Origin of the sequence: Cellulomonas sp. KH9 (genome assembly GCF_900114185.1) — a bacterium.
Classification (GTDB): Bacteria; Actinomycetota; Actinomycetes; order Actinomycetales; family Cellulomonadaceae; genus Cellulomonas.
This window is the reverse complement of record NZ_FOSE01000005.1, coordinates 385,710-405,448: the sequence shown is the minus strand read 5'-3', so window position 1 is coordinate 405,448 and position 19,739 is coordinate 385,710. Positions and strand designations below refer to the sequence as shown.

Sequence of the window (19,739 nt, the reverse complement as noted above, 5' to 3'; positions counted from 1 at the left end):
CCGGGCCGTAACCTTGGCGCGTGAAGGTGATCTCCGACCTCCGGGCCCTGTGGCCCCTGACCGGCTTCCGCCGGCTCTTCGCCGTGCGCCTGGTCAGCCAGGCGTCGGACGGCATGTTCCAGATCGGGCTCGCCACCCTCTTCTTCTTCTCGCCGGAGAACGCGTCGACGGCGACGGGCGTGGCCGCCGCGTTCGCGGTGCTGCTGCTGCCGTTCACGATCGTCGGCCCGTGGGCCGGTGTGCTGCTCGACCGCTGGCGGCGCCGGCAGGTGCTGCTCTACGGCAACCTCGTGCGGGTCGCCCTGACGCTCGTCATCGCGGTCATCATGCTGACCAGCGGCGTCGGCCCGGCCGTGTACGTGCTGGCGCTGGCCGCGCTGTCGGTCAACCGGTTCCTGCTCGCGGCGCTGTCCGCGTCGCTGCCCAAGGTCGTCGACGGACCGCTGCTGCTGACCGCCAACTCGCTGACACCGACGCTCGGCGCCGCGGCCGCGGGCGTGGGCGGTGCCCTGGGCTTCGTCCTGGGCCTGCTGCTGCCGACGGGCCGCGTCCGCGACGCGATCTCGCTGCTGGTCGCGGCGGCCGTCATGGCCTGCGCCTCCGCGCTCGCCACGCGGCTCGGGCCCGACCAGCTCGGCCCCGACGAGCGCACGGCGAGCACGGACGTCCGCCGCGCCCTGGGGGACCTGGCGCACGGCCTGGTCGCCGGTGCCCGGTACCTCGTCGCGCGTCGGACGCCCGCGTACGCGCTGGGGATCATGGCGCTGCACCGGTTCTGCTACGGCGCCGTCTTCATCGCCAGCATCCTCATCTCCCGCAACCTGCTGTCCGACCCCGCGGACGTCGCCGCCGGCCTGGCCACGTTCGGCACCGTGCTGGCCGCCAGCGCCGCCGGGTTCGCGCTGGCCGTGGTCCTGACCCCGGTGCTGAGCCCCCGCGTCGGGCCGCACGTCTGGATCGTGCTGTGCCTGCTGCTGGCCGTGGTGAGCCAGCTGCTGCTGGCGTTCACCGTGACCCTGCCCGCCGTGCTGGGCGCCGGCGCCGCGCTGGGCCTGGCCGCGCAGGGCGCGAAGATCGCGGTCGACACGATCGTGCAGCACGACACCGCCGACGCCTACCGTGGCCGCGCGTTCTCCCTGTACGACGTCCTGTACAACGCCGCGTTCGTCGGGGCCGCCGCCCTCGCGGCCGTCGCGCTGCCCGACACCGGGTGGTCCCCCGCCCTGTTCGCCGGGCTGGCCGCGGTCTACCTGGCCGGCGCCGTCGTCTTCGCCCGCAGCACGCGCACCCCCGTGCCGGTCGCCGCACCGCCCGCCGGGGTGACCACGTGACCGGTGCAGGGACCGTGGGCGACACCCCGCCGGCCGCGTCCCTGCCCGACGACCCGCCCGCGCCGCACACGCGCCTCGTGCTGCCCGAGGACGTGCTCACCGGGCCGTTGGCCCGGGCCGTCCTCGAGCACGGGCCCCTGGCCATGACGGTCTCCGACCCCCGCCTGCCGGGCGACCCCGTCGTGTGGGCGAACACGGCGTTCACCGCGCTCACGGGGTACCCGCTCGACGAGGTCCGGGGCCGCAACTGCCGGTTCCTGCAGTGCGAGGACACCGATCCCGAGGCGGTGGCGCGGCTGCGTGCCGCCCTCGCGCGCGGGGACGACGCGCAGGAGCTGCTGCTCAACGTCCGCAAGGACGGCTCGCAGTTCTGGAACCAGCTGTCGATCACGCAGCTGCGCGACGCCGACGGTCGGGTCACGCACCGGGTGGGGGTGCAGGTCGACGTGACGGCCGAGGCCGTCGGCGAGGCGGCGCGCACGCTCGAGCTCTCGCTCATGCACCGCACGGCCGACCGGCTCGAGCTGCTCGCCCGCATGGGCGAGGAGCTGTCCCGGCACCTGGAGGTCGACGACGCCGTCGACGCCCTGGCCGACCTCGTGGTGCCGCGCCTGGCGACGTGGGGGTTCGTCGCGATGGCGAGCGAGACCGGGCACATGGAGCGGGTGCACGTCGTCACGGCGGACCCGGAGCACGCCGCCGTCGCGCACGCCCTGGGCACGCAGGGCACCACGTGGTTGACCCGGTCGCCGCGCGTCGCGCAGACGCTGGGCGCCGGTGACGACCACGTGCCGATGCCCATGCCGGTGGACGTCGCGAGCCTGCCGTCGCGCACGACACCGGACGAGCTGCGGCTGCTGCGCACGCTCGGCCTGGGCAGCGCGCTGCTCGTGCCCCTGACGGGGCGCGACCGGGTGCTGGGTGTGCTGTGCCTGGTGCACCGCGACACCGACGGGTTCGACCGGGAGACGGTCGTCACCGCCGCCCACCTGGGCCGCCGTGCGGGGGTCCTGCTGGAGAACGTGCGCCTGTACCTGGCCGAGCGCGACGCCGCGCTGACGCTGCAGCACAGCCTGCTGCCCGTGCTGGGGGACGTCGGCGGGCTCGACGTCGCGGCCTCGTACCTGCCGTCGGGGCGCCGCGCCGAGGTCGGCGGCGACTGGTTCGACGCCTTCGTGCTGCCCGACGGTGCGGTGAGCCTGGCGGTCGGTGACGTGGTGGGTCACGACCTGCGCGCCGCCGCGTCGATGGGGCAGCTGCGCTCGCTGCTGCGGGCGTCGGTGTGGCGCGGCGACCGCCCCGGCGAGGCCCTGGAGCGGCTCGACGGCCTGGTGCGCGCGCTCGACGTCGCCGACATCGCGACGTGCGTGCTCGTGCGCTGGGAGCGCACGCCCACGGGCGCCCGCCTCACGTGGGCGAGCGCGGGCCACCCGCCGGTCCTCGTGCGGCTGCCCGGCGGGCAGGTCCAGGGTCTCGACGGCGCCCGCAGCACACCGATCGGCCTGCCGCCGGTCCGCCCCGGGACGGCGCCGGAGGCCGCGACCGACGTGCCGCACGGGGCGTTCGTGGTGCTGTACTCCGACGGGCTGGTCGAGCGCCGCGACCGCGGGCTGCGCGAGGGGATCGAGACGCTGTCCGCGGCGCTGGCCGCGGTGCCCGGCGACGCGACCGCGAGCCAGGTGTGCGACGCCCTGACGGGCGCCCTGGTCGACGAGCACCAGGAGGACGACGTCTGCCTGCTGGTGGTGCGGGTCGACTGACGCGTCGCGTCAGTCGCCCACCACCCACGACTGCAGCCCCGCCTGCGTCGGGTCGAACGTCTCGACCGACGGCAGCAGGTCCGTGACCTCGCCGGTCCGGCCGTCGACCGCCCACAGCGCGGCCGACCCGGGGGTGCCCTCGCAGTCGGTCGTGCCCGACACCAGCAGACCGGCAGGCACGGGCGCCACGCCGGGCAGCACCGCCAGCAGGTCCGACGGGACCTCGGCGAACGGCGCCGTGTCGAGGCCCGTCAGGGTCACCAGTCGCTGCGGGCACGTGCGCGGCGGCTCGCCGGTGGGCCCGGGTCGCACCGCCATCCACGCGACGACCCGTCCGTCGGCGAGCCGGAGCGCCGGGTACGCCGGGCTCGGCTCGCCGACCCCCACCGAGCGGTGGTCGGTGATCGCCCCCGTGGTGGTGTCCATGAGGAGGATCGTCGCGCCGAGACCCGCCGGGCGCAGGGTCACCTCGTCGAGCCGCGGGCAGTCCACCAGCACGTGGGTGTCGTCGGACCACCCGACCATCCAGCACGCCACGGCCGGGAGGTCGTACCGGACCTCCACCCCGTCCCGCTCCACGTGCAGGTCCGCGTCCCCCGACCAGGCACGCGCGGTGCCGTCGGGCGACGCGTCCCCCTCCCAGACGACGCCGTCCGGCGTGGTCCCCACCACCTGGCCGCTCACCAGGTCGAGGACCGTCGCGTCGCCGACGAACCCCTCGGGCCAGAACTCGACCGTGCCGGCGGCGCGGTCCCACGCGGTCAGCATCTGCATCCCCTCGGGCGCGGGGCCGGCGTCCAGCACCTCGCCGTCCGGACGCACCAGCAGGAGGCGGGCGACGGTCGACGCGGTCCCGGCCGCGGGCGTGGCGTCGGCCGCGGGCGTGGCGTCGGTCGTGGGCTGCAGCCACAGGGCCAGCGCGCTGCCGTCGGGGGCACCGCGCAGGTCGGACTCCTCGGCCGGCCGCAGCGGTGACAGTCCCGGCACCTGCGCCCCGCCCGGCTCGGGTGCGGCGGACGGGGCCGTGCCGCGCTGGGACCAGAGCACCGCACCGGCCACGACGACCGCGACGGCAGCAGCCGCGCCGGCGGTGACCAGCACCCGGCGTCGGACGCGGGCGCTGCGCACCGCGGCCCGGGCCCGCGCGGCGGCGGCCACGACGCTCGGCTCCCCCTCCAGGGACGCCGCACGCCGCGCCTCGGCCGCACGGAGCACGTCCGTGAGGTCCCCGGCTCCCTCGGTCACGACGGTCCGCGTGGCTCCCGCCGGGTGGACCGTGCCGTCCGTGCGCTCACGGTCCGGGTCGGGCGCGTGCACGTCCAGCAGCGCACCCAGGGCGCGGACCCCCTCCGACGTGGACCGCCGGACAAGCCCCTCGGACAGGCCCAGGACCTCCGCGGCCTCGCTGACCGACAGGTCGTCCAGGCACCGCAGCACGAGGCACGCACGCTCGCGGGGCGCCAGCGTCGCGAGCGCCGCCTCGACCTCGTCGGCCGGGTCGGTGGTGCCGGCCCGGGTCGGGGACCGGTCCGCGCCGTCCGGGGCGTGCGGCGCCGTGAGCCGCTCCCCCGCGGCGCCCTCCGCCCCACGACGCCCGTCCAGGAGCCGTGTCACCAGCGCGCGCCGCACGGCCTGCTCGGCGGCCGGCACCGACGTCGTCCCGTGCCGGCCGGTCGAGGTCGCGACCAGCGCGTCGCGCAGCAGGTCCTGCGCGGCGACCGGGTCGCGCACGAGCATCCGCGCCCGCGCCAGCAGCGCCGGGTACCGGTCGCGGACCAGCTCGGCCGGCACGTCGTCGGGGCGCGTCACGGGAGGGTCGTCCCGTCGGTGGTCGTCACACCCTCAAGGACGGTCGGGGCGCCCGTTCCGTTGGGGTGCGACCGCGGATCCCCTCAGGACGTCCGCGCCGCCCACCAGCCCAGCAGCTCCTCGCGCGCCCGCTCCTCACCCAGCGGCCCGTGCTCCATGCGCAGCTCCAGCAGGTGGCGGTACGCCTCCCCGACCTCCCGCCCGGGCCGGATGCCGAGGATCTCCATGATCTGCGTGCCGTCGAGGTCGGGGCGGATCGAGGCGAGCTCCTCCGCCTCGCGCAGCGTGGCGATGCGCCGCTCCAGGTCGTCGTACGCGGCCTTGAGGCGGGCGGCCTTGCGCTGGTTGCGCGTCGTGGAGTCGGAGCGGGTCAGGCGGTGCAGGCGCTCGAGCAGCGGTCCGGCGTCGGTGACGTACCGCCGGACGGCCGAGTCGGTCCACTCCCCCTCGCCGTAGCCGTGGAACCGCAGGTGCAGCTCGGTGAGCCGCGCGACGTCGTGCACGGTGTGCTTGTCGAACCGCAGCGCCTTGAGCCGCTTGGACGCGAGCTTGGCGCCCACGACCTCGTGGTGGTGGAAGCTCACACCACCGCCCGGCTCGAACCGGCGGGTGCGGGGCTTGCCGATGTCGTGCAGCAGCGCGGCCAGGCGCAGCACCAGGTCCGGGCCCGGCACCGGGCCGTCGGGGCCCGTCTCCAGCGCGATCGCCTTCTCCAGCACCATGAGCGTGTGCTGGTAGACGTCCTTGTGACGGTGGTGCTCGTCGATCTCGAGCCGCAGCGCCGGCAGCTCGGGCAGCACGTGGTCGGCCAGACCCGTGTCGACCAGCACCTCCAGCCCGGCGCGCGGGTGCGGGGACAGCAGCAGCTTCGTCAGCTCGTCGCGGACCCGCTCGGCGGAGACGATCTCGATGCGACCGGCCATGTCGACGATCGCCGCGCGGGCCTCGTCGTCGAGCCGGAACCCCAGCTGGGCGACGAACCGGGCGGCACGCATCATGCGCAGCGGGTCGTCGTCGAACGACCGGCGCGGGTCGATGGGGGTGCGCAGGACCCCGCGCGCCAGGTCGGTGAGACCGTCGAACGGGTCCACGAACGTCAGGTCCGGCACCCGGACGGCCATCGCGTTGACCGTGAAGTCGCGCCGCGACAGGTCGCCCTCGAGCGTGTCGCCGAACTGCACGAGCGGCTTGCGGGACGTCGGGTCGTACGCGTCGGTGCGGTACGTGGTGACCTCGACGACGACGTCCTCGGTCGCCCCGCGGCGTCCCGCGAACCGGCGGGCACCGACGGTCCCGAACTCGCGGCCGATGTCCCAGTGCGCGTCACCCCACGCGGCGAGCAGCGGCTCGGCCTGGTCGGGCGTCGCGGAGGTCGTCAGGTCCAGGTCGTTGCTGGGGCGCCCCAGGAACGCGTCGCGCACCGGCCCGCCGACCAGCGCGAGCTCGTACCCCGCGTCGCGGAATCGGCGCCCGAGGTCGATCGCGTCGGGCGCCATCGCGGCGAGGGACTCCAGGGCACGGCGGCGCAGCTGCTGCACGGCCGCGGCGTCGGGCTCGTTCTCGGGGGCGTCGGACACCCGACAAGCCTGCCAGAGGTCACGACGGGCCCGGGAACGGGCAGGCGGCGGCACGAACAGAACGGGTGAGGAGGAGTCGTTACAGTGTCGGCATGTCCACCGCCGCCCATCCGCCCGGTCCCGGGCGTGTGCCGGCCCCGCCCGGTGGCCATCCCCTGCGGATCGACCCGGCACGCGTCCACCCGCGGACGCACGCCGTCGCGCTGCCGGTGGTCGACGAGACGTCCGCCGGCGGGCTCGTCGTCACGCGCCAGCAGGGGCACCTGGCGGCCGCCGTGATCGCGCGGCGCAACCGTGCCGGGCGGCTGGAGTGGTGCCTGCCCAAGGGCCACCTCGAGGGTGACGAGACGCCCGAGGAGGCCGCGGTCCGCGAGATCGCGGAGGAGACCGGCATCACCGGGCGCGTGCTGCGCCGCCTCGGCGTCATCGACTACTGGTTCTCCGGCGAGGAGCACCGCGTGCACAAGGTCGTGCACCACTTCCTGCTCAGCGCGCTGCACGGCGAGCTGACCGTGGAGAACGACCCGGACGGCGAGGCGGAGGACGTCGAGTGGGTCCGCGTCGCCGACCTGTCGGACCGGTTGGCCTACCCCAACGAGCGTCGCCTCGCGGGCATGGCGCTCACGGTCCTCACCGACGGATGAGCGCACCGACCCCCCGGCTGCGGGCGCGCCTGCTGGCCGCGCTCGTCACGCTCCTCGCCCTGGCCGCCCTGACCGTCCCGTCCGCCGCCCTGGCGACGGACCGCTCGCCGACCCCCACGTCGACCACCGACCCCGAGGCCGCGTCCGACGTCCGTGTGCAGATCACCGAGGTCAACCCCAGCGTGCTGCGCCCCGGGCAGGACCTCGTGGTGCGCGCCCGCCTGACCAACCGCACGGGTGAGGTCGTCGAGAACCCGCGGGCGGTGGTCCGTCTCGAGCGCCTGCGCCCCGGCACGCGGGCCGACCTGCAGACGTGGCTCGACGAGCCCGTCGACGGGCGGCGCGCCGGCGAGGCCGCCGCCGCGGTCGCCGCGGAGGAGCCGCTGGCCCCCGGTGCGTCCGTGGACCTGACCGTCACCGTGCCCGCCGACGCGGTCGGGCTGCTCGACCGCCCGGACACGTGGGGCGCACGCGGGCTGGCGGTCGAGGCGACCGACGGGCCGCGCACCCGCCTCGGGCTGCAGCGCTCGTTCGCCCTGTGGGCGACCACCGACGACGTCTCCCAGGCCCGGGTGTCGGTGCTCGCACCGGTCGTCGGGCCGGCCGCCGTCCCGGCCGGTGTCGAGGTCGCACCGCCGGGCCCGACCCTCACCGAGCTCGTCCAGCCCGGGGGGCGGCTCGCGTCGGTCCTCGAGATCGCACGCGCCCACCCGGACGTCGCCCTGGCCGTCGACCCGGCCCTCGCGGCGGAGGCCGCCGCCGGCTCCGGCGCGGTCGCCGCGTGGAGCGACGAGCTCGGCGCGGCGGCGGTGGGCCGCGACCTGATCGCGCTGCCGTGGTCCGACCCCGACCTGACCGCCCTCGCGCACGCGGACGCGACCGACCTGCTCGACGCCGCGACCTCGGCCTCGGACGCGGCCACCGGTGACCTCGTGGCCTCCGGTCAGCCCCTCGCCGCGCGGACGGACGTCCTGTGGGCGCCGGGTCCGGCGACCGACCAGGCGACCGCCGACCTGGCCGCGCGCGGCGGGGCGGCCGCGCTCGTCCTCGCCCCCGACGACCAGGCGGCGGAGGACGACGCGGGCGGTGCCCGCACCAGCATCACCACCCCGAACGGCACGCTCGTGGGTCTCGCACCCGACGCGACCCTCACGAGCCTGCTGAGCGACCCGACGGCGCTGGACCCGGACGCGACCCGCACCACCGTCGTCCAGCGCGTGCTGGCCGAGCTCTCGGTCCTCGCCCGCGGCTCCGCGGAGGGCCTGCAGCACGTGCTGGTGGCGCTGCCGCGCGACGCGGAGCCCGACCCCGCGCTGGTCGGCACGGTCCTCGACGCCGTCCAGGGCGCGCCGTGGTCCCGCACCGCACCGATGACGGCGCTGCTCGGCGCCAGCGGCGGGGACGACGGGCGCGACGCGCTGCCCCAGCTCGTCGAGGTGCCGGCCGCGCTCGACCCCGCCGCGGTGCGCAGCCTGGCCGACGCGCGGCGGGCCGCCGTCACGTTCGCGCAGGTCACCGAGGACCCGACGACCCTGCTCGCCGGCGTCGACGCGGCGGTGCTCGCGCCGCTCGCCGTGGCCTGGCGCGCCGAGCCGACCGTGCGTCAGGAGATCGTCGACACCGTGGTCACCGCCGTCGACGACCGCCGGCTCGGACTCGTGCTCGCCCCGGCCAGCACGCAGAACCTCATCAGCGCCGACAGCGAGGTCCGGTTCTCGGTCCGTAACGACCTGCCGACGGCGGCGACCGTGCGCGTGCAGGCCACACCGCGCAAGGCGTGCCTGAGCACCGAGCCCAGCGACGACGTCCTGGTGCCGGCCGGCGGCGAGGAGGTCGTCCCCGTCGCCGTCCACGCGATCGCCAACTGCGAGGTGGTCGTCGAGGCCGTGCTCACCGCGGCCGACGGCAGCCCGCTGTCGACGCCCGTGACGTTCGTCGTGCGCGCGTCGCCGACCGTCGAGTCCGTCGGGACGGCCGTCGTCGGGGTGCTGCTGGCCGTCGGGCTCGTGCTGGGCGTCGGGCGGACCGTGCGCCGCGGGCAGAGCGCACGGCGCGGCGCGCGCCTGGTCCACGACGACGAGGGCACCCGCCCGCTGCCCGTGCTGGGCGGCACACCGGAGGACGAGGCATGAGCGGCACCACCCCGCCCCCCGGCGACCCGCAGGACGTCCCCGGCGGGCCGGGCAGCGAGGACGGCAGCACACCCGGCGGCGGCGCCGGCGCCGGCAGCGGCATCCGGCGTGGCGCCGCGCTCATGGCGAGCGGGACGGCCGTCTCGCGGCTGCTCGGGTTCCTGCGCGTCGCGGTGCTCATCGCGGCCATCGGCGCGACGGGTGAGGCGGCCGACGCCTTCGCGGTCGCCAACAAGCTGCCCAACGTCCTCTACATGCTGCTCGCGGGCGGTGTCCTCAACGCCGTGCTGGTCCCGCAGGTCGTCCGGGCGTACAAGCGCCACGACGGCCAGGAGTACGTCGACCGGCTGCTGAGCTTCGGGTTCGCGCTGCTCGCGGGCGTCACCGTGGCCCTCACCCTCGCCGCCCCCCTGCTGGTGTCGCTCTACGCCGAGTCGGGCAACGCCGCGCAGCAGGCACTGGCGACGACCTTCGCGTACTGGTGCGTGCCGCAGATGTTCTTCTACGGGGCGTACGCGCTGCTCGGGCAGGTGCTCAACGCCCGGGGCTCGTTCGGGCCGTACATGTGGGCACCCGCCGTCAACAACGTCGTGTCGATCGCCGGGTTCGGGCTGTTCATGCTCCTGTTCGGTGACGTGAGCTCCGCCGACGGCTGGAGCGTGGGGCAGGTCGCGCTGCTCGGCGGCTCGGCCACCCTCGGCGTGGTCTGCCAGGCCCTCGTCCTCATCCCGTTCCTGCGCCGGGCCGGCGTGCGGTACCGCTGGCGCTGGGGGCTGCGCGGCTCCGGGCTCGGACGCGCCGGCACCGTCGCCACCTGGACGTTCGTGGGCCTGACCGTCGGCCAGCTCGGGTACGTGGTCGTGTCGCGGGTGGCGTCCGCCGCGCCGGGGGCCGCCGGGTCGGCAACCACCGAGGTGGCCGGCAACGCCGCCTACGACACCGCGTTCACGCTGTTCATGCTGCCGCACTCCCTGGTCACGGTGTCCCTCGCGACAGCCCTCTTCACCCGGCTGTCCGCGCAGGCGCACGACCGTGACGTCGCCGGGGTGCGCGCCAGCCTGTCGTCCGGGCTGCGCGTCGTCGGCCTGTTCACGCTCCTGGCCGCCGCCGGGCTCGTGGTGCTCGCCGAGCCGGGCGTGCGGCTCGTCCTGGCGAGCCAGCCCCAGGGGAGCGTCGACGCCGTGGCCGGGGTGCTCGTCGCCATGGCCCTCGGCCTGCCGGCATTCGGTGCCTGGTCCATGTGCCAGCGGGTGTACTACGCGTACGAGGACGCGAGGAGCATGGTCCCCGTCCAGACGGCGATGGCCGCGGTCGTCGTGGCCGGCACCCTGCTGGGCCGGGCGCTGCTGCCCAGCACGTCGTGGGTCGCCGCCGCGGGTCTGTCGATGAGCGTGTCGTACCTGCTGGGCACCCTGATGGCGCTGCGCGCGGTCCGCCGGCGGCTCGACGGCGACGTCGACGGTGCCCGCGTGCTGCGCACGCACGCCCGTGCCACGCTCGCGGCGCTCGCCGCCGCCGCCGTGGGCGTCGCCGTGCTGCTGGCCGTCCAGACCGTCGGACCCGACGGGGTACCCGGCGCGCTGCTGCAGTGCGCGGTGGTGGGGACGGTGATGGTGCTGGTGTACCTGGGCGGGCTGCGGCTGCTGCGTGTGCGCGAGCTCGACCAGCTCGTCGGGCCCCTGCTGCGGCGCCTGCGGGGGCGGCGCCGACCGTGAGCCGTCTAGCATGCACCCTGGGCCTGCAACCGCGGGTCGGTCGGTCGCGGCGTTGTCCGGAGGTGGCACGGTGACGGAAGAGGTCGGCAGGGGCACGGTGCTCGCGGGGCGCTACCGCGTGATCGAGGCCCTCCCGTCGGACCTCGACGGCGTCTCCGTGTGGCACGCCACCGACCAGATCCTCGACCGTCCCGTGCGCGTGCGGATCCTGCAGTCGGGTGCCGTCGCCCCCGCGCTCGACGCCGCCCGTCGCGCCGCGCTCGTCACCGACGCACGGCTCGTGCGGGTGCTCGACGTCGGCATGCACGAGGGCGTCGGGTACGTCGTGTCCGAGCAGATCACCGGGGCCTCGCTGGCCCAGCTCGTCGAGCGCGGCCCCCTGACGCCCGACCAGGCGCGCGCCGTGGTCGGCGAGGCCGCTGCCGCGTTGGAGGTCGCACGCCGCCGCGGCGTCCACCACCTGGCCCTGCGCCCGTCGGTCGTGCACGTCTCCGCGGACGGCCGCGTGCTGGTGTCCGGCCTCGCGATCGACGCCGCCCTGCTGGGCACCGCCCTGAACGACCCGCGCGCGACCAGCCGCACCGACACCGTCGACCTCGTCCGGCTGCTCTACACGGGCCTGACCGGGCGGTGGCCCCTCGAGCGCGACGACGACCGGAGCGTGTCGGTGCAGCCCGCACCCGTGCTCGACGGGGTGCCCGTGCCGCCGGCGGAGATCGTGGCCGGCGTCCCCAACGACCTCGACACGCTGTGCGCGGTCACGCTCGGCCCGCACGAGGACGGGCCGCACACGCCCGGTGAGCTGGTCCACGAGCTCGAGCCGTGGGGTGAGATCCGCGTCGGCCGTGCCGCCGAGGAGCCGGACGAGCCCACCGGTGCCGGGGGCGCGGTGGCCGCCGGTGCCGCCGCCGCCGCAGCTGCCACCGACCGCCCTGCCGCGCCCGTGCGCGTCGCGCGGCAGTCGGTCCGGTCCGCGTTCGACGAGCTCCCGGCGGGCGCACAGCGCCCCGGCACACCGCCGCCCGCGGTGCCGCGCCGCCAGGGCGTGCTGCCCGCGACCGTCGCGCCGGCGGCCGCGACGACGGCCGCTGCGTCGAGCCCGGCGCCCGCCATGTACCCCCCGGCGGTTCCCGCGTCCCTGCCGCCCGTGGCTCCCGCTCCGCAAGCGGAGCCCTGGGACGACGGGCCGACCTTCACGGACGACCCGTTCGCGTTCGTCGAGGACGAGCCGGAGACGGGTCGCCGCTTCGACCCGACGGCGCTGGTCCTCGTCATCGTCGGCATCGTCGTGCTCGTCGGCCTGGTGTTCGCCGCGCGCGCCCTGTTCGCGTCGCCGGTCGACGACCGCGAGCCCGGCACGGGCCAGGAGACCGCGGCCCAGGAGGACCCGGCGACCGAGGAGCCGGCGGCCCCTGCCCCCGAGGAGCCCGCAGCCGAGGACCCGGACGCCGGTCCGGCCCCCGTGGTCGCGTCGATCCGCACCTTCGACCCGACCGACCCCGCAGGTGAGCGCGTCGAGAACGTCGAGCTGGCCGTCGACGGCGACCCGTCGACCTTCTGGTTCTCCTACACGTACAACCGCCCCGACTTCGGTGGTCTCAAGGAGGGCATGGGCCTGGAGCTCGCGCTCGCCGAGCAGAGCACCGTCAGCGGCGTGACCCTGAACGTCAACGGCACCGGCGGCAACGTCGAGGTGCGGGCGACCACGGCCGAGGCGCCGACCGAGGGCGAGCTCCTGGCCTCGGGGACGCTGAGCCAGGACACCGTGCTCACCTTCGCCGAGCCGGTGCAGGCGTCCACGATCGTCCTGTACTTCACCGAGCTGCCGACCAACGCGGCGGGGCAGTTCCGCCTCGAGGTCACGGAGATCACCGTCTCCTGACCTGCCCGACGCGCGGTCGCCGACCGCGGACGGGAACAGAAGCGCCCTACCATCGGTTGGACGAGCCAGATCCCGGGCCGCACCACGGCCCCGTCGCCACCACGGCGACGTCGAGCGACCCAGCGAGGCACCCTGTGACCGAACCCGCATCGCCCACCTCCACCGACGTGCGCGACCTCGTCGTCGTGGGCTCCGGACCTGCCGGGTACACCGCAGCGATCTACGCGGCGCGTGCGGGCCTGTCCCCGGTCGTCGTCGCGGGCTCGGTCACGGCCGGTGGTGCGCTGATGAACACCACCGAGGTCGAGAACTTCCCCGGCTTCCCCGACGGGATCCAGGGCCCCGAGCTCATGGACTCGATGCGCAAGCAGGCCGAGAAGTTCGGTGCGCTGGTGCTGTGGGACGACGCGACGTCGCTCGACCTCACCGGTGAGATCAAGACCGTCACGACCGGCAACGGCGACGTGTTCCGTGCCCGCGCCGTCATCCTGGCGACCGGATCGGCGTACCGCGAGCTGGGCCTGCCGGACGAGAAGCGCCTGTCCGGCCGGGGCGTGTCCTGGTGCGCCACGTGCGACGGCTTCTTCTTCCGCGACCAGGACATCCTCGTCGTCGGCGGGGGCGACTCCGCGGTCGAGGAGGCGACGTTCCTCTCGCGGTTCGGGCGGACCGTGACCATGGTCCACCGCCGTGACGAGCTGCGGGCGTCGAAGATCATGGCGGACCGCGCCGCGGCCGACCCGAAGATCTCCTTCGCGTGGAACTCCCAGGTCGTGGCCATCCACGGCGAGGACAAGGTCACCGGTGTGACCCTGCAGGACACCGTCACGGGCGAGACCCGTGAGGTCGCCGCGGGCGGCATCTTCGTCGCCATCGGCCACGTCCCGCGCACGGAGCTGCTGATCGGGCAGGTCGACCTCGACGAGAACGGCTACGTGCAGGTCGAGGGACGCTCGACGCGCACCAACCTCGAGGGCGTCTTCGCCTGCGGCGACGTCGTCGACCACACGTACCGGCAGGCCATCACCGCCGCGGGGTCGGGCTGCTCGGCCGCGCTCGACGCCCAGCACTACCTCGCGTCGCTCACCGACGTCGCGGACGTCATCGACCCCGTCTCCCCGGGCGCCGCGCTCGTCGTGACGGACGAGGCGACGGCGGACGAGGAGATGGCGCGATGAGCACCGTCGACGTCACCGACCTCACCTTCGAGCACGAGGTGCTCCGCAGCGACCTGCCCGTGGTCGTCGACTTCTGGGCCGAGTGGTGCGGACCGTGCCGGCTGGTCTCCCCGGTCATCGAGGAGCTGTCCGAGGAGTACGCGGGCCGTGTGAAGTTCGTCAAGGTCGACACCGAGGAGAACCCGGGGCTGCGTGAGGACATGCGCGTCCAGTCGATCCCCTACCTCGCGTTCTTCACCGGGGGCGAGCTGGAGAACGGCCTGATCGGTGCGCGACCCAAGGCCGTCATCAAGGAGGCGGTCGAGGAGCTGCTCGCCGCACGGGAGACGCAGAGCGGGTCCTGACCTCGGGCGCTGTGCAGGGCGGGCGCCGGTCCGTTGCCGCGTGGGTCACCTGCCCGGTGTGGCGAGCCCGCGCAGGTTCCACAGACCCAGGACGGCAGCCGCCGGCTTGGCCCACGTCATCTCCCCGGACCGGTGGTCGGCGCCACGCCGTAGTCGGGCCGCCAGGTCGGGCCGCTGACGCCAGAGGTAGGTGCGCGCCTTCTCGGCGTGCAACGAGCTCGAGACGATCGCGATCGAACGGGCGTCCTCGATCAGCGGGATCGCGTTCTCGATGTTCTCCCACGTGGTGCGGCTCGTCCGGTCGAGCCGCACCACCCCCGAGTAGCCCAGGCGCCGGGTGTGGCGCTCCAGCAGGTCGGCCTCGGGGAGGTCGCCCGCAACCGGACCACCGCACAGGACGAGGACGCTGCGCGCCGCGGCCGGGTCGAGCGCCCGCAACCCGCCACGGACGCGGTAGTTGACGACGTTCACGCGGTGACCCCGGTTGCGGTACCCGAGCACCACCACCGCGTCGGTGCCGTCACCGGCGCGGCCGTGACCCAGCCGGCGACGGCTCGCACGCCAGTGCACGAGCTCCGCCCGGACGACCGACGTGACGAGACCCGCGACGACGGTGACCACGGGACGCACCGGCCCCACCTACGACCGGTGGCCTCTCGTCGGCCAGGCTGCGGGGGTGGCGCCTCGGCTGGACCTGCCTGGAGAACGGCGCACCGCCTGGGCCGGCGGGCCGGTGCAGGCGGCAGCTGTGCGGTCGTGGGCACTGTCATCGGGCCCCGACGTCGCCCCCCGGGCGCCCATGCCGGGCTGCGGGGGCGCGTTCGGCGTTCTCCCAGCGCCTTCGAGGGGCAGATCCGGGGCGGCACGAGCGCCCCACGCGTGCCGTGGGGCGCTCTCAGGGCTTCCTGGAGAACTCTCACGGCCGATGTGAACGCTCACATCCCGTTCGCTTCCTCAGGCGGGCATCGCTCGGGCCGGCGTGCGCGGGCCCGAGCGATGCCCAGAACACTCCCGCTCAGGTCCGGAGCACTCCCGGGTCCTCGGGTGCGAGCGATGCGAGGATGCGGTTCAGGTCCTGCACGGACGCGAACTCGACGGTCAGCTTCCCGCGAGTCTTGCCGAGGTCGACCTTGACGCGCGTCTCGAACCGGTCGGACAGACGGGTCGCGAGCTCGTCGAGGGCCTCGTTGCGGATGCCCGCACGCGGCCGCGGCTTACGCGTCGGCGCGGTCTCGTCGCCGCCGAGCGACACGATCTCCTCGACCGCGCGGACGGACAGGCCCTCCGAGACGATCCGCTGCGCCAGGCGCTCGATCGCGGCACCATCGCTCAGGCCGAGCAGCGCCCGCGCGTGACCCGCCGACAGCACGCCGGCCGCGACGCGCCGCTGCACCAGCGGGGGCAGGCGGAGCAGCCGCAGCGTGTTGGAGATCTGCGGGCGGGAACGGTGGATCCGCGTGGCGAGCTGCTCGTGGGTGCAGCCGAAGTCGTCGAGCAGCTGCTGGTACGCGGCGGCCTCCTCCAGCGGGTTCAGCTGCGAGCGGTGCAGGTTTTCCAGCAGCGCGTCGCGCAGCAGGTCGGAGTCCTCGGTGTCGCGGATGATCGCGGGGATCGTCGTGAGGCCGGCCTCCTGCGTGGCCCGCCAGCGCCGCTCCCCCATGATCAGCTCGTAGCCGTCGTCGGCGGCACGCACGACGACCGGCTGCAGGACGCCGATCTCGCGGATCGAGCCGACCAGCTCACCGAGGGCGTCCTCGTCGAACACCTGCCGCGGCTGACGCGGGTTGGGGCGGATCGAGCCCACGGGGAGCTCGGCGAACCGCGCGCCGGGGACCGGGACCAGCCCGTCGACGTCGGCGGCTGCGACCCAGTCGTCCGAGGACCCGCTCGGCGCTGCCGGGGCCACCGCAGGGCCGTCGCTCCCGCCGCCGGGCGTTGCCTCGCCCGTCTGACCTGCGACGTCGTCCGCCGCAGATCCGGCACCCGGGACGGCGACGTCGGGCGCGGTCGAGACCGCCTCGGTGCCGGCGTCCGCGGGCGCATCCAGCACTGCTGTGGCGGCGTCCGCCGGTGCGCTCGCTGCGGCTGCGGCGTCGGCCGCGGCCGCCTCCGCCTTGCGGCTGTCGGGGAAGAACACGTCCACCGGGCGGTCGCCGGTACTGCGCGGTGTGTCGAGCCCTGTCGGGATGAGGGCTCCCAGACCGCGGCCGAGACCGCGTCGCTTCTCGCTCACTGATCCTCCTGTGCGGACCCGGCCGGCACACCGGCGGGGATGTCGTTGCGAGCGGCCCCAGGCGCGGCGCGCTCAGCGAGCTCACGTGCGGCCTCGAGGTAGGCGAGCGCCCCGGAGGAGCCGCCGTCGTACGTCATGACGGTCTGCCCGTAGCTCGGCGCCTCCGAGATGCGCACGGAGCGCGGCACGGTCGTGCGCAGGGTGCGCTCCGGGAAGTGGGTGCGGACCTCCTCGGCCACCTGCTGGGCGAGGTTGGTCCGTGCGTCGTACATGGTCAGCAGGATCGTCGAGACCGAGAGATGCGGGTTGAGGTGCGCCTGGATCAGCTCGATCGTCTTCAGCAGCTGGGACAGCCCTTCGAGCGCGTAGTACTCGCACTGGATCGGGATGAGCACCTCGCGTGCCACGACGAACGCGTTGATCGTGAGCAGACCGAGGCTCGGCGGGCAGTCCACGAAGACGTAGTCGATCTGCTCGAGACCCTGCGTCGTGCGCCAGTCGAGGTAGGCGTCGAGCGCCGTGCGCAGCCGGGTCTCGCGCGCGACCATCGAGACCAGCTCGATCTCGGCGCCGGACAGGTCGATGGTCGCGGGCAGGCACCAGAGACCGGGGACGTCCGGGCTCTCCTGCACGGCCTCGTGCATGGGCGCGCCGTCCACGAGGACCTCGTAGATCGAGGGCGTGCCGGCACGGTGGTCGATGCCGAGGGCCGTGGACGCGTTGCCCTGCGGATCGTTGTCCAGGACGAGGACCTGAAGCCCGGCCTGGGCCAACGCGGCCGCGAGGTTCACCGTGGTCGTCGTCTTGCCGACGCCGCCCTTCTGGTTGGCGACGGTGATCACGCGGGTCCGCTCGGGCCGGGGGAACTTGCGGCCCTTGAGCTCGATACGCCGACGGGCGTCGAGCTGCAGCTCGGCCAGCAGCGGCGTGTCCGCCGACGGGCGCGGCAGGCTGTCGACCAGCGCCGCGCGCCGCGCCTCCTCCGGGTCGGTGCCGTCACTGCGCCCGGGGCGCTCGTCGAGGTCGGTCACGCTGCCGCGCGCCGGAAGGTCTGCCACGGTTCCTCTTTCGTCATCCTGCACCGCGGGAGCGGCATCAGTGCTGGTCAGCGTCTCGCGCGGCGGGGCTGCGGGAGTCTCGTCACCGGACGCCACAGCGCCCGGGGTGACGATCGGCGAAGCGGCCGACTGCGCGTTCCCCGGTCCATCCTCCGACTCGGACCCCTCAGCCGGGCGTGCGCCGTCGGTCGCCGCGCTCGCTCCGGGACTGGTCGCCGCGGCGGACTCCTCCGGGGTGCCCGCGTTCTCCTGCCAGGGGTAAGCAGCACCCATGTCCGCCACGGAGAGCGGCTGCGGGCGGCCCTGTCGGCGCGTCCGGATCTCGTCCCCGGGTGCGGCCGAGCCGGTGGTTCCACGTGAAACCTCGTGCGCGCCGGCGCCGTCGCTGGCGGCTGCGAGCTCCGTGCCGGCGGCGCCGTTCGCGCTGCCGAGATCGGCGGTGACCGCGCGAGGCGCCGCAGCCGCGGAGGCGGTCGACGCGCTGGTTTCACGTGGAACAGCAACGTCGGTCGCTGAGAATGCCTGATCGGCCCGCGCACTGTGGTCAGGGGCGGCGGTTTCACGTGAAACGGGATCGCCAGCGGCGGCGGGGCTGGCCGGCGCCTGGGCCGGCGCTCCCTCGGGCTTCGCCGTCGACGGCGCAACGCCCGGGAGGCCCTGACCGGCGGGAGCCGAGGGTGCCGTCGGAGACACGGCTGCGGTAGCCGCAGAGGGTGCCGTCGGAGTCACGGCTGCGGTAGCCGAGAGCACCGTCGGAGTCACGGCTGCGGTAGCCGGAGAGGGCGCGGCACTCGTGAGGTCCGCGGGCGTCCACCGGGGTGCGCCATCACGGATTGCCGCGCGCTCCCCCGGTCGCGGGTCGCCGTCGGTCGAGCCGGCGTCGGTGCCCGTGGCCGGGACGGTCGCGGCGTCGGTCGTCCCGGCGGGCTCGACCGGGCCCTGACCAGCGCCGTCACGTTCCGCCAGACCGCGGCCGGCGGCAGGCGCCGCACGCCAGGGCTCACCGGTTCCGCCGTTCCGCACTCCGTCCGGCTGGGACGGGCCTCCGGACATGTGCGCGACGTCGGGGGGTACCGCGACGCCCATCGTGCCGCGAGGGGAGGTGCCCGCGTCACGCACGGGGTCAGGGATCGCGTTCGTCGTGGCCTGCGACAGCGCGGCGGCCGCGCGCTCGGCAGCCTCCCGCTCCTCGCGGCGCTTCTTCCTACCGAACACGCGGACCCCTTCCTCGTACTGCCGTCACGATCCGCGTCGGTTCGGTGCCGGCGATCGTGCTTGCCTCGTGCACCTCGCCGTCCGTCAGGCCCAGCTTCCGCATCACCGGCGCCGCCTCGGCGAGCTCGTCCCCGGCGCGGGCACCCTTCATGGCGACGATGTGACCGCCGACCCTCACCAGGGGCACGGTCCACCGGTACAGCTTGTCGAGCGATGCGACGGCGCGTGCCGTCACTGCGTCCGCCTCGACGGCGCCGTCCAGCTCCTGCGCCCGCGCTCGTCGCACCTCGACGTTGGTGAGCCCGGTGCGCTCGACGACGTCCAGGAGCCAGGTGACCCGGCGTTCCATCGGCTCGACGAGCATCACGTGAGCCTGCGGCCGCATCGCCGCAACGACGATGCCCGGCAGGCCCGCGCCGGAGCCGATGTCGACCACGAGGCCGGACTGGGGAAGGAACGGGACGACCGCTGCGGAGTTGAGCAGGTGCCGCTCCCAGAGTCGCGGGAGCTCCCGCGGCCCGAGCAGGCCGCGCAGCTCCCCCTCCTCCGTCAGGTAGGCGTGGAACGCCTCGACCGCGGGCCAGGCGTCGCCGAAGAACTCAGGAAGTCGCCGGTCACCGTCCCACGGGTCGGCGAGCAGCTCGCTGCCTGCGTCAGCGCCCGTTTCGTCTGGCACCCGGTCGCTCCTGTTCCACGTGAAACGAACATCGTCGCGACGTGAGAGCCCCCTCGGGAACAGCCTCGTCATCGCGGGCCTACGCTACCCCGCCGGGCACCCGCACGGCCGCTGCCTCTCCGTCCGGTGCACACCGGATCGGAGTGGACGACACCTGTCCGCCCGACCGCGTCGGTCGAAGGGAT

At 75.1% G+C, this 19,739-nt stretch carries 14 protein-coding genes; 8 read left to right on the top strand and 6 right to left on the bottom strand.

Going from position 1 to position 19,739, the window contains the following annotated elements; all coding sequences use genetic code 11:
- Positions 1-20 precede the first annotated feature (20 nt).
- Positions 21-1,331, top strand: a complete 1,311-nt coding sequence (locus BMZ16_RS17600) for an MFS transporter (protein WP_089802854.1) — start codon at positions 21-23, stop codon at positions 1,329-1,331.
- A complete protein-coding gene (locus tag BMZ16_RS17595; protein ID WP_255366777.1) occupies positions 1,328-3,091 on the top strand; it encodes a SpoIIE family protein phosphatase in 1,764 nt (587 codons plus the stop codon). Before BMZ16_RS17600 ends, BMZ16_RS17595 begins: the two co-directional genes overlap by 4 nt.
- A 9-nt stretch (positions 3,092-3,100) precedes the next feature.
- On the opposite strand, the gene BMZ16_RS19590 is transcribed toward BMZ16_RS17595, so the two are convergent.
- On the bottom strand, positions 3,101-4,900 hold the full coding sequence (locus tag BMZ16_RS19590; protein ID WP_255366776.1) for an RNA polymerase sigma factor: 1,800 nt from the start codon (positions 4,898-4,900) through the stop codon (positions 3,101-3,103).
- A gap of 83 nt (positions 4,901-4,983) precedes the next feature.
- A complete protein-coding gene (locus BMZ16_RS17585; protein ID WP_089802852.1) occupies positions 4,984-6,477 on the bottom strand; it encodes a CCA tRNA nucleotidyltransferase in 1,494 nt (497 codons plus the stop codon).
- Positions 6,478-6,569: 92 nt separating this feature from the next.
- Here BMZ16_RS17585 and BMZ16_RS17580 point away from each other — a divergent pair, with 92 nt between their 5' ends.
- From BMZ16_RS17580 to trxA, 6 genes are all read left to right on the top strand, one after another.
- On the top strand, positions 6,570-7,121 hold the full coding sequence (locus BMZ16_RS17580; RefSeq protein WP_218143391.1) for an NUDIX hydrolase: 552 nt from the start codon (positions 6,570-6,572) through the stop codon (positions 7,119-7,121).
- Positions 7,118-9,253, top strand: coding sequence for a DUF6049 family protein (locus BMZ16_RS17575; RefSeq protein WP_089802849.1), 2,136 nt, complete (start codon positions 7,118-7,120; stop codon positions 9,251-9,253). The genes BMZ16_RS17580 and BMZ16_RS17575 overlap by 4 nt, the downstream gene beginning before the upstream one ends.
- Positions 9,250-10,968: a murein biosynthesis integral membrane protein MurJ gene (gene murJ, locus BMZ16_RS17570; RefSeq protein WP_089802847.1), complete on the top strand. Its 1,719-nt coding sequence runs from the start codon at positions 9,250-9,252 to the stop codon at positions 10,966-10,968. Before BMZ16_RS17575 ends, murJ begins: the two co-directional genes overlap by 4 nt.
- A 70-nt stretch (positions 10,969-11,038) precedes the next feature.
- Entirely contained in the window at positions 11,039-12,850 is a 1,812-nt protein-coding gene (locus BMZ16_RS17565; protein WP_143082885.1) for a protein kinase family protein, read from the top strand.
- 134 nt (positions 12,851-12,984) lie between these two features.
- Positions 12,985-14,028: a thioredoxin-disulfide reductase gene (gene trxB, locus BMZ16_RS17560; RefSeq protein WP_089802843.1), complete on the top strand. Its 1,044-nt coding sequence runs from the start codon at positions 12,985-12,987 to the stop codon at positions 14,026-14,028.
- Complete coding sequence (gene trxA / locus BMZ16_RS17555) at positions 14,025-14,372, top strand: thioredoxin (protein ID WP_089802841.1); 348 nt, start codon at positions 14,025-14,027, stop codon at positions 14,370-14,372. Before trxB ends, trxA begins: the two co-directional genes overlap by 4 nt.
- 45 nt (positions 14,373-14,417) lie before the next feature.
- On the opposite strand, the gene BMZ16_RS17550 is transcribed toward trxA, so the two are convergent.
- From BMZ16_RS17550 to rsmG, 4 genes are all read right to left on the bottom strand, one after another.
- On the bottom strand, positions 14,418-15,002 hold the full coding sequence (locus BMZ16_RS17550) for a YdcF family protein (protein WP_177199765.1): 585 nt from the start codon (positions 15,000-15,002) through the stop codon (positions 14,418-14,420).
- Positions 15,003-15,387: 385 nt separating this feature from the next.
- Positions 15,388-16,605, bottom strand: coding sequence for a ParB/RepB/Spo0J family partition protein (locus tag BMZ16_RS17545; protein WP_089802839.1), 1,218 nt, complete (start codon positions 16,603-16,605; stop codon positions 15,388-15,390).
- A complete protein-coding gene (locus BMZ16_RS17540) occupies positions 16,602-17,663 on the bottom strand; it encodes a ParA family protein (RefSeq protein ID WP_089802837.1) in 1,062 nt (353 codons plus the stop codon). The genes BMZ16_RS17545 and BMZ16_RS17540 overlap by 4 nt, the downstream gene beginning before the upstream one ends.
- A 1,204-nt stretch (positions 17,664-18,867) precedes the next feature.
- The gene (gene rsmG / locus BMZ16_RS17535) at positions 18,868-19,554 is read right to left on the bottom strand and encodes a 16S rRNA (guanine(527)-N(7))-methyltransferase RsmG (RefSeq protein ID WP_255366775.1); all 687 of its coding nucleotides are present in this window, start codon (positions 19,552-19,554) and stop codon (positions 18,868-18,870) included.
- Positions 19,555-19,739 lie beyond the last annotated feature (185 nt).

What these genes read in the sequence shown, in the direction of transcription:
- BMZ16_RS17580 (WP_218143391.1), top strand. Translation starts at nt 6,570, where the DNA reads ATGTCCACCGCCGCCCATCCGCCCGGTCCCGGGCGTGTGCCGGCCCCG.
- BMZ16_RS17575 (WP_089802849.1), top strand. Translation starts at nt 7,118, where the DNA reads ATGAGCGCACCGACCCCCCGGCTGCGGGCGCGCCTGCTGGCCGCGCTC.
- murJ (WP_089802847.1), top strand. Translation starts at nt 9,250, where the DNA reads ATGAGCGGCACCACCCCGCCCCCCGGCGACCCGCAGGACGTCCCCGGC.
- trxA (WP_089802841.1), top strand. Translation starts at nt 14,025, where the DNA reads ATGAGCACCGTCGACGTCACCGACCTCACCTTCGAGCACGAGGTGCTC.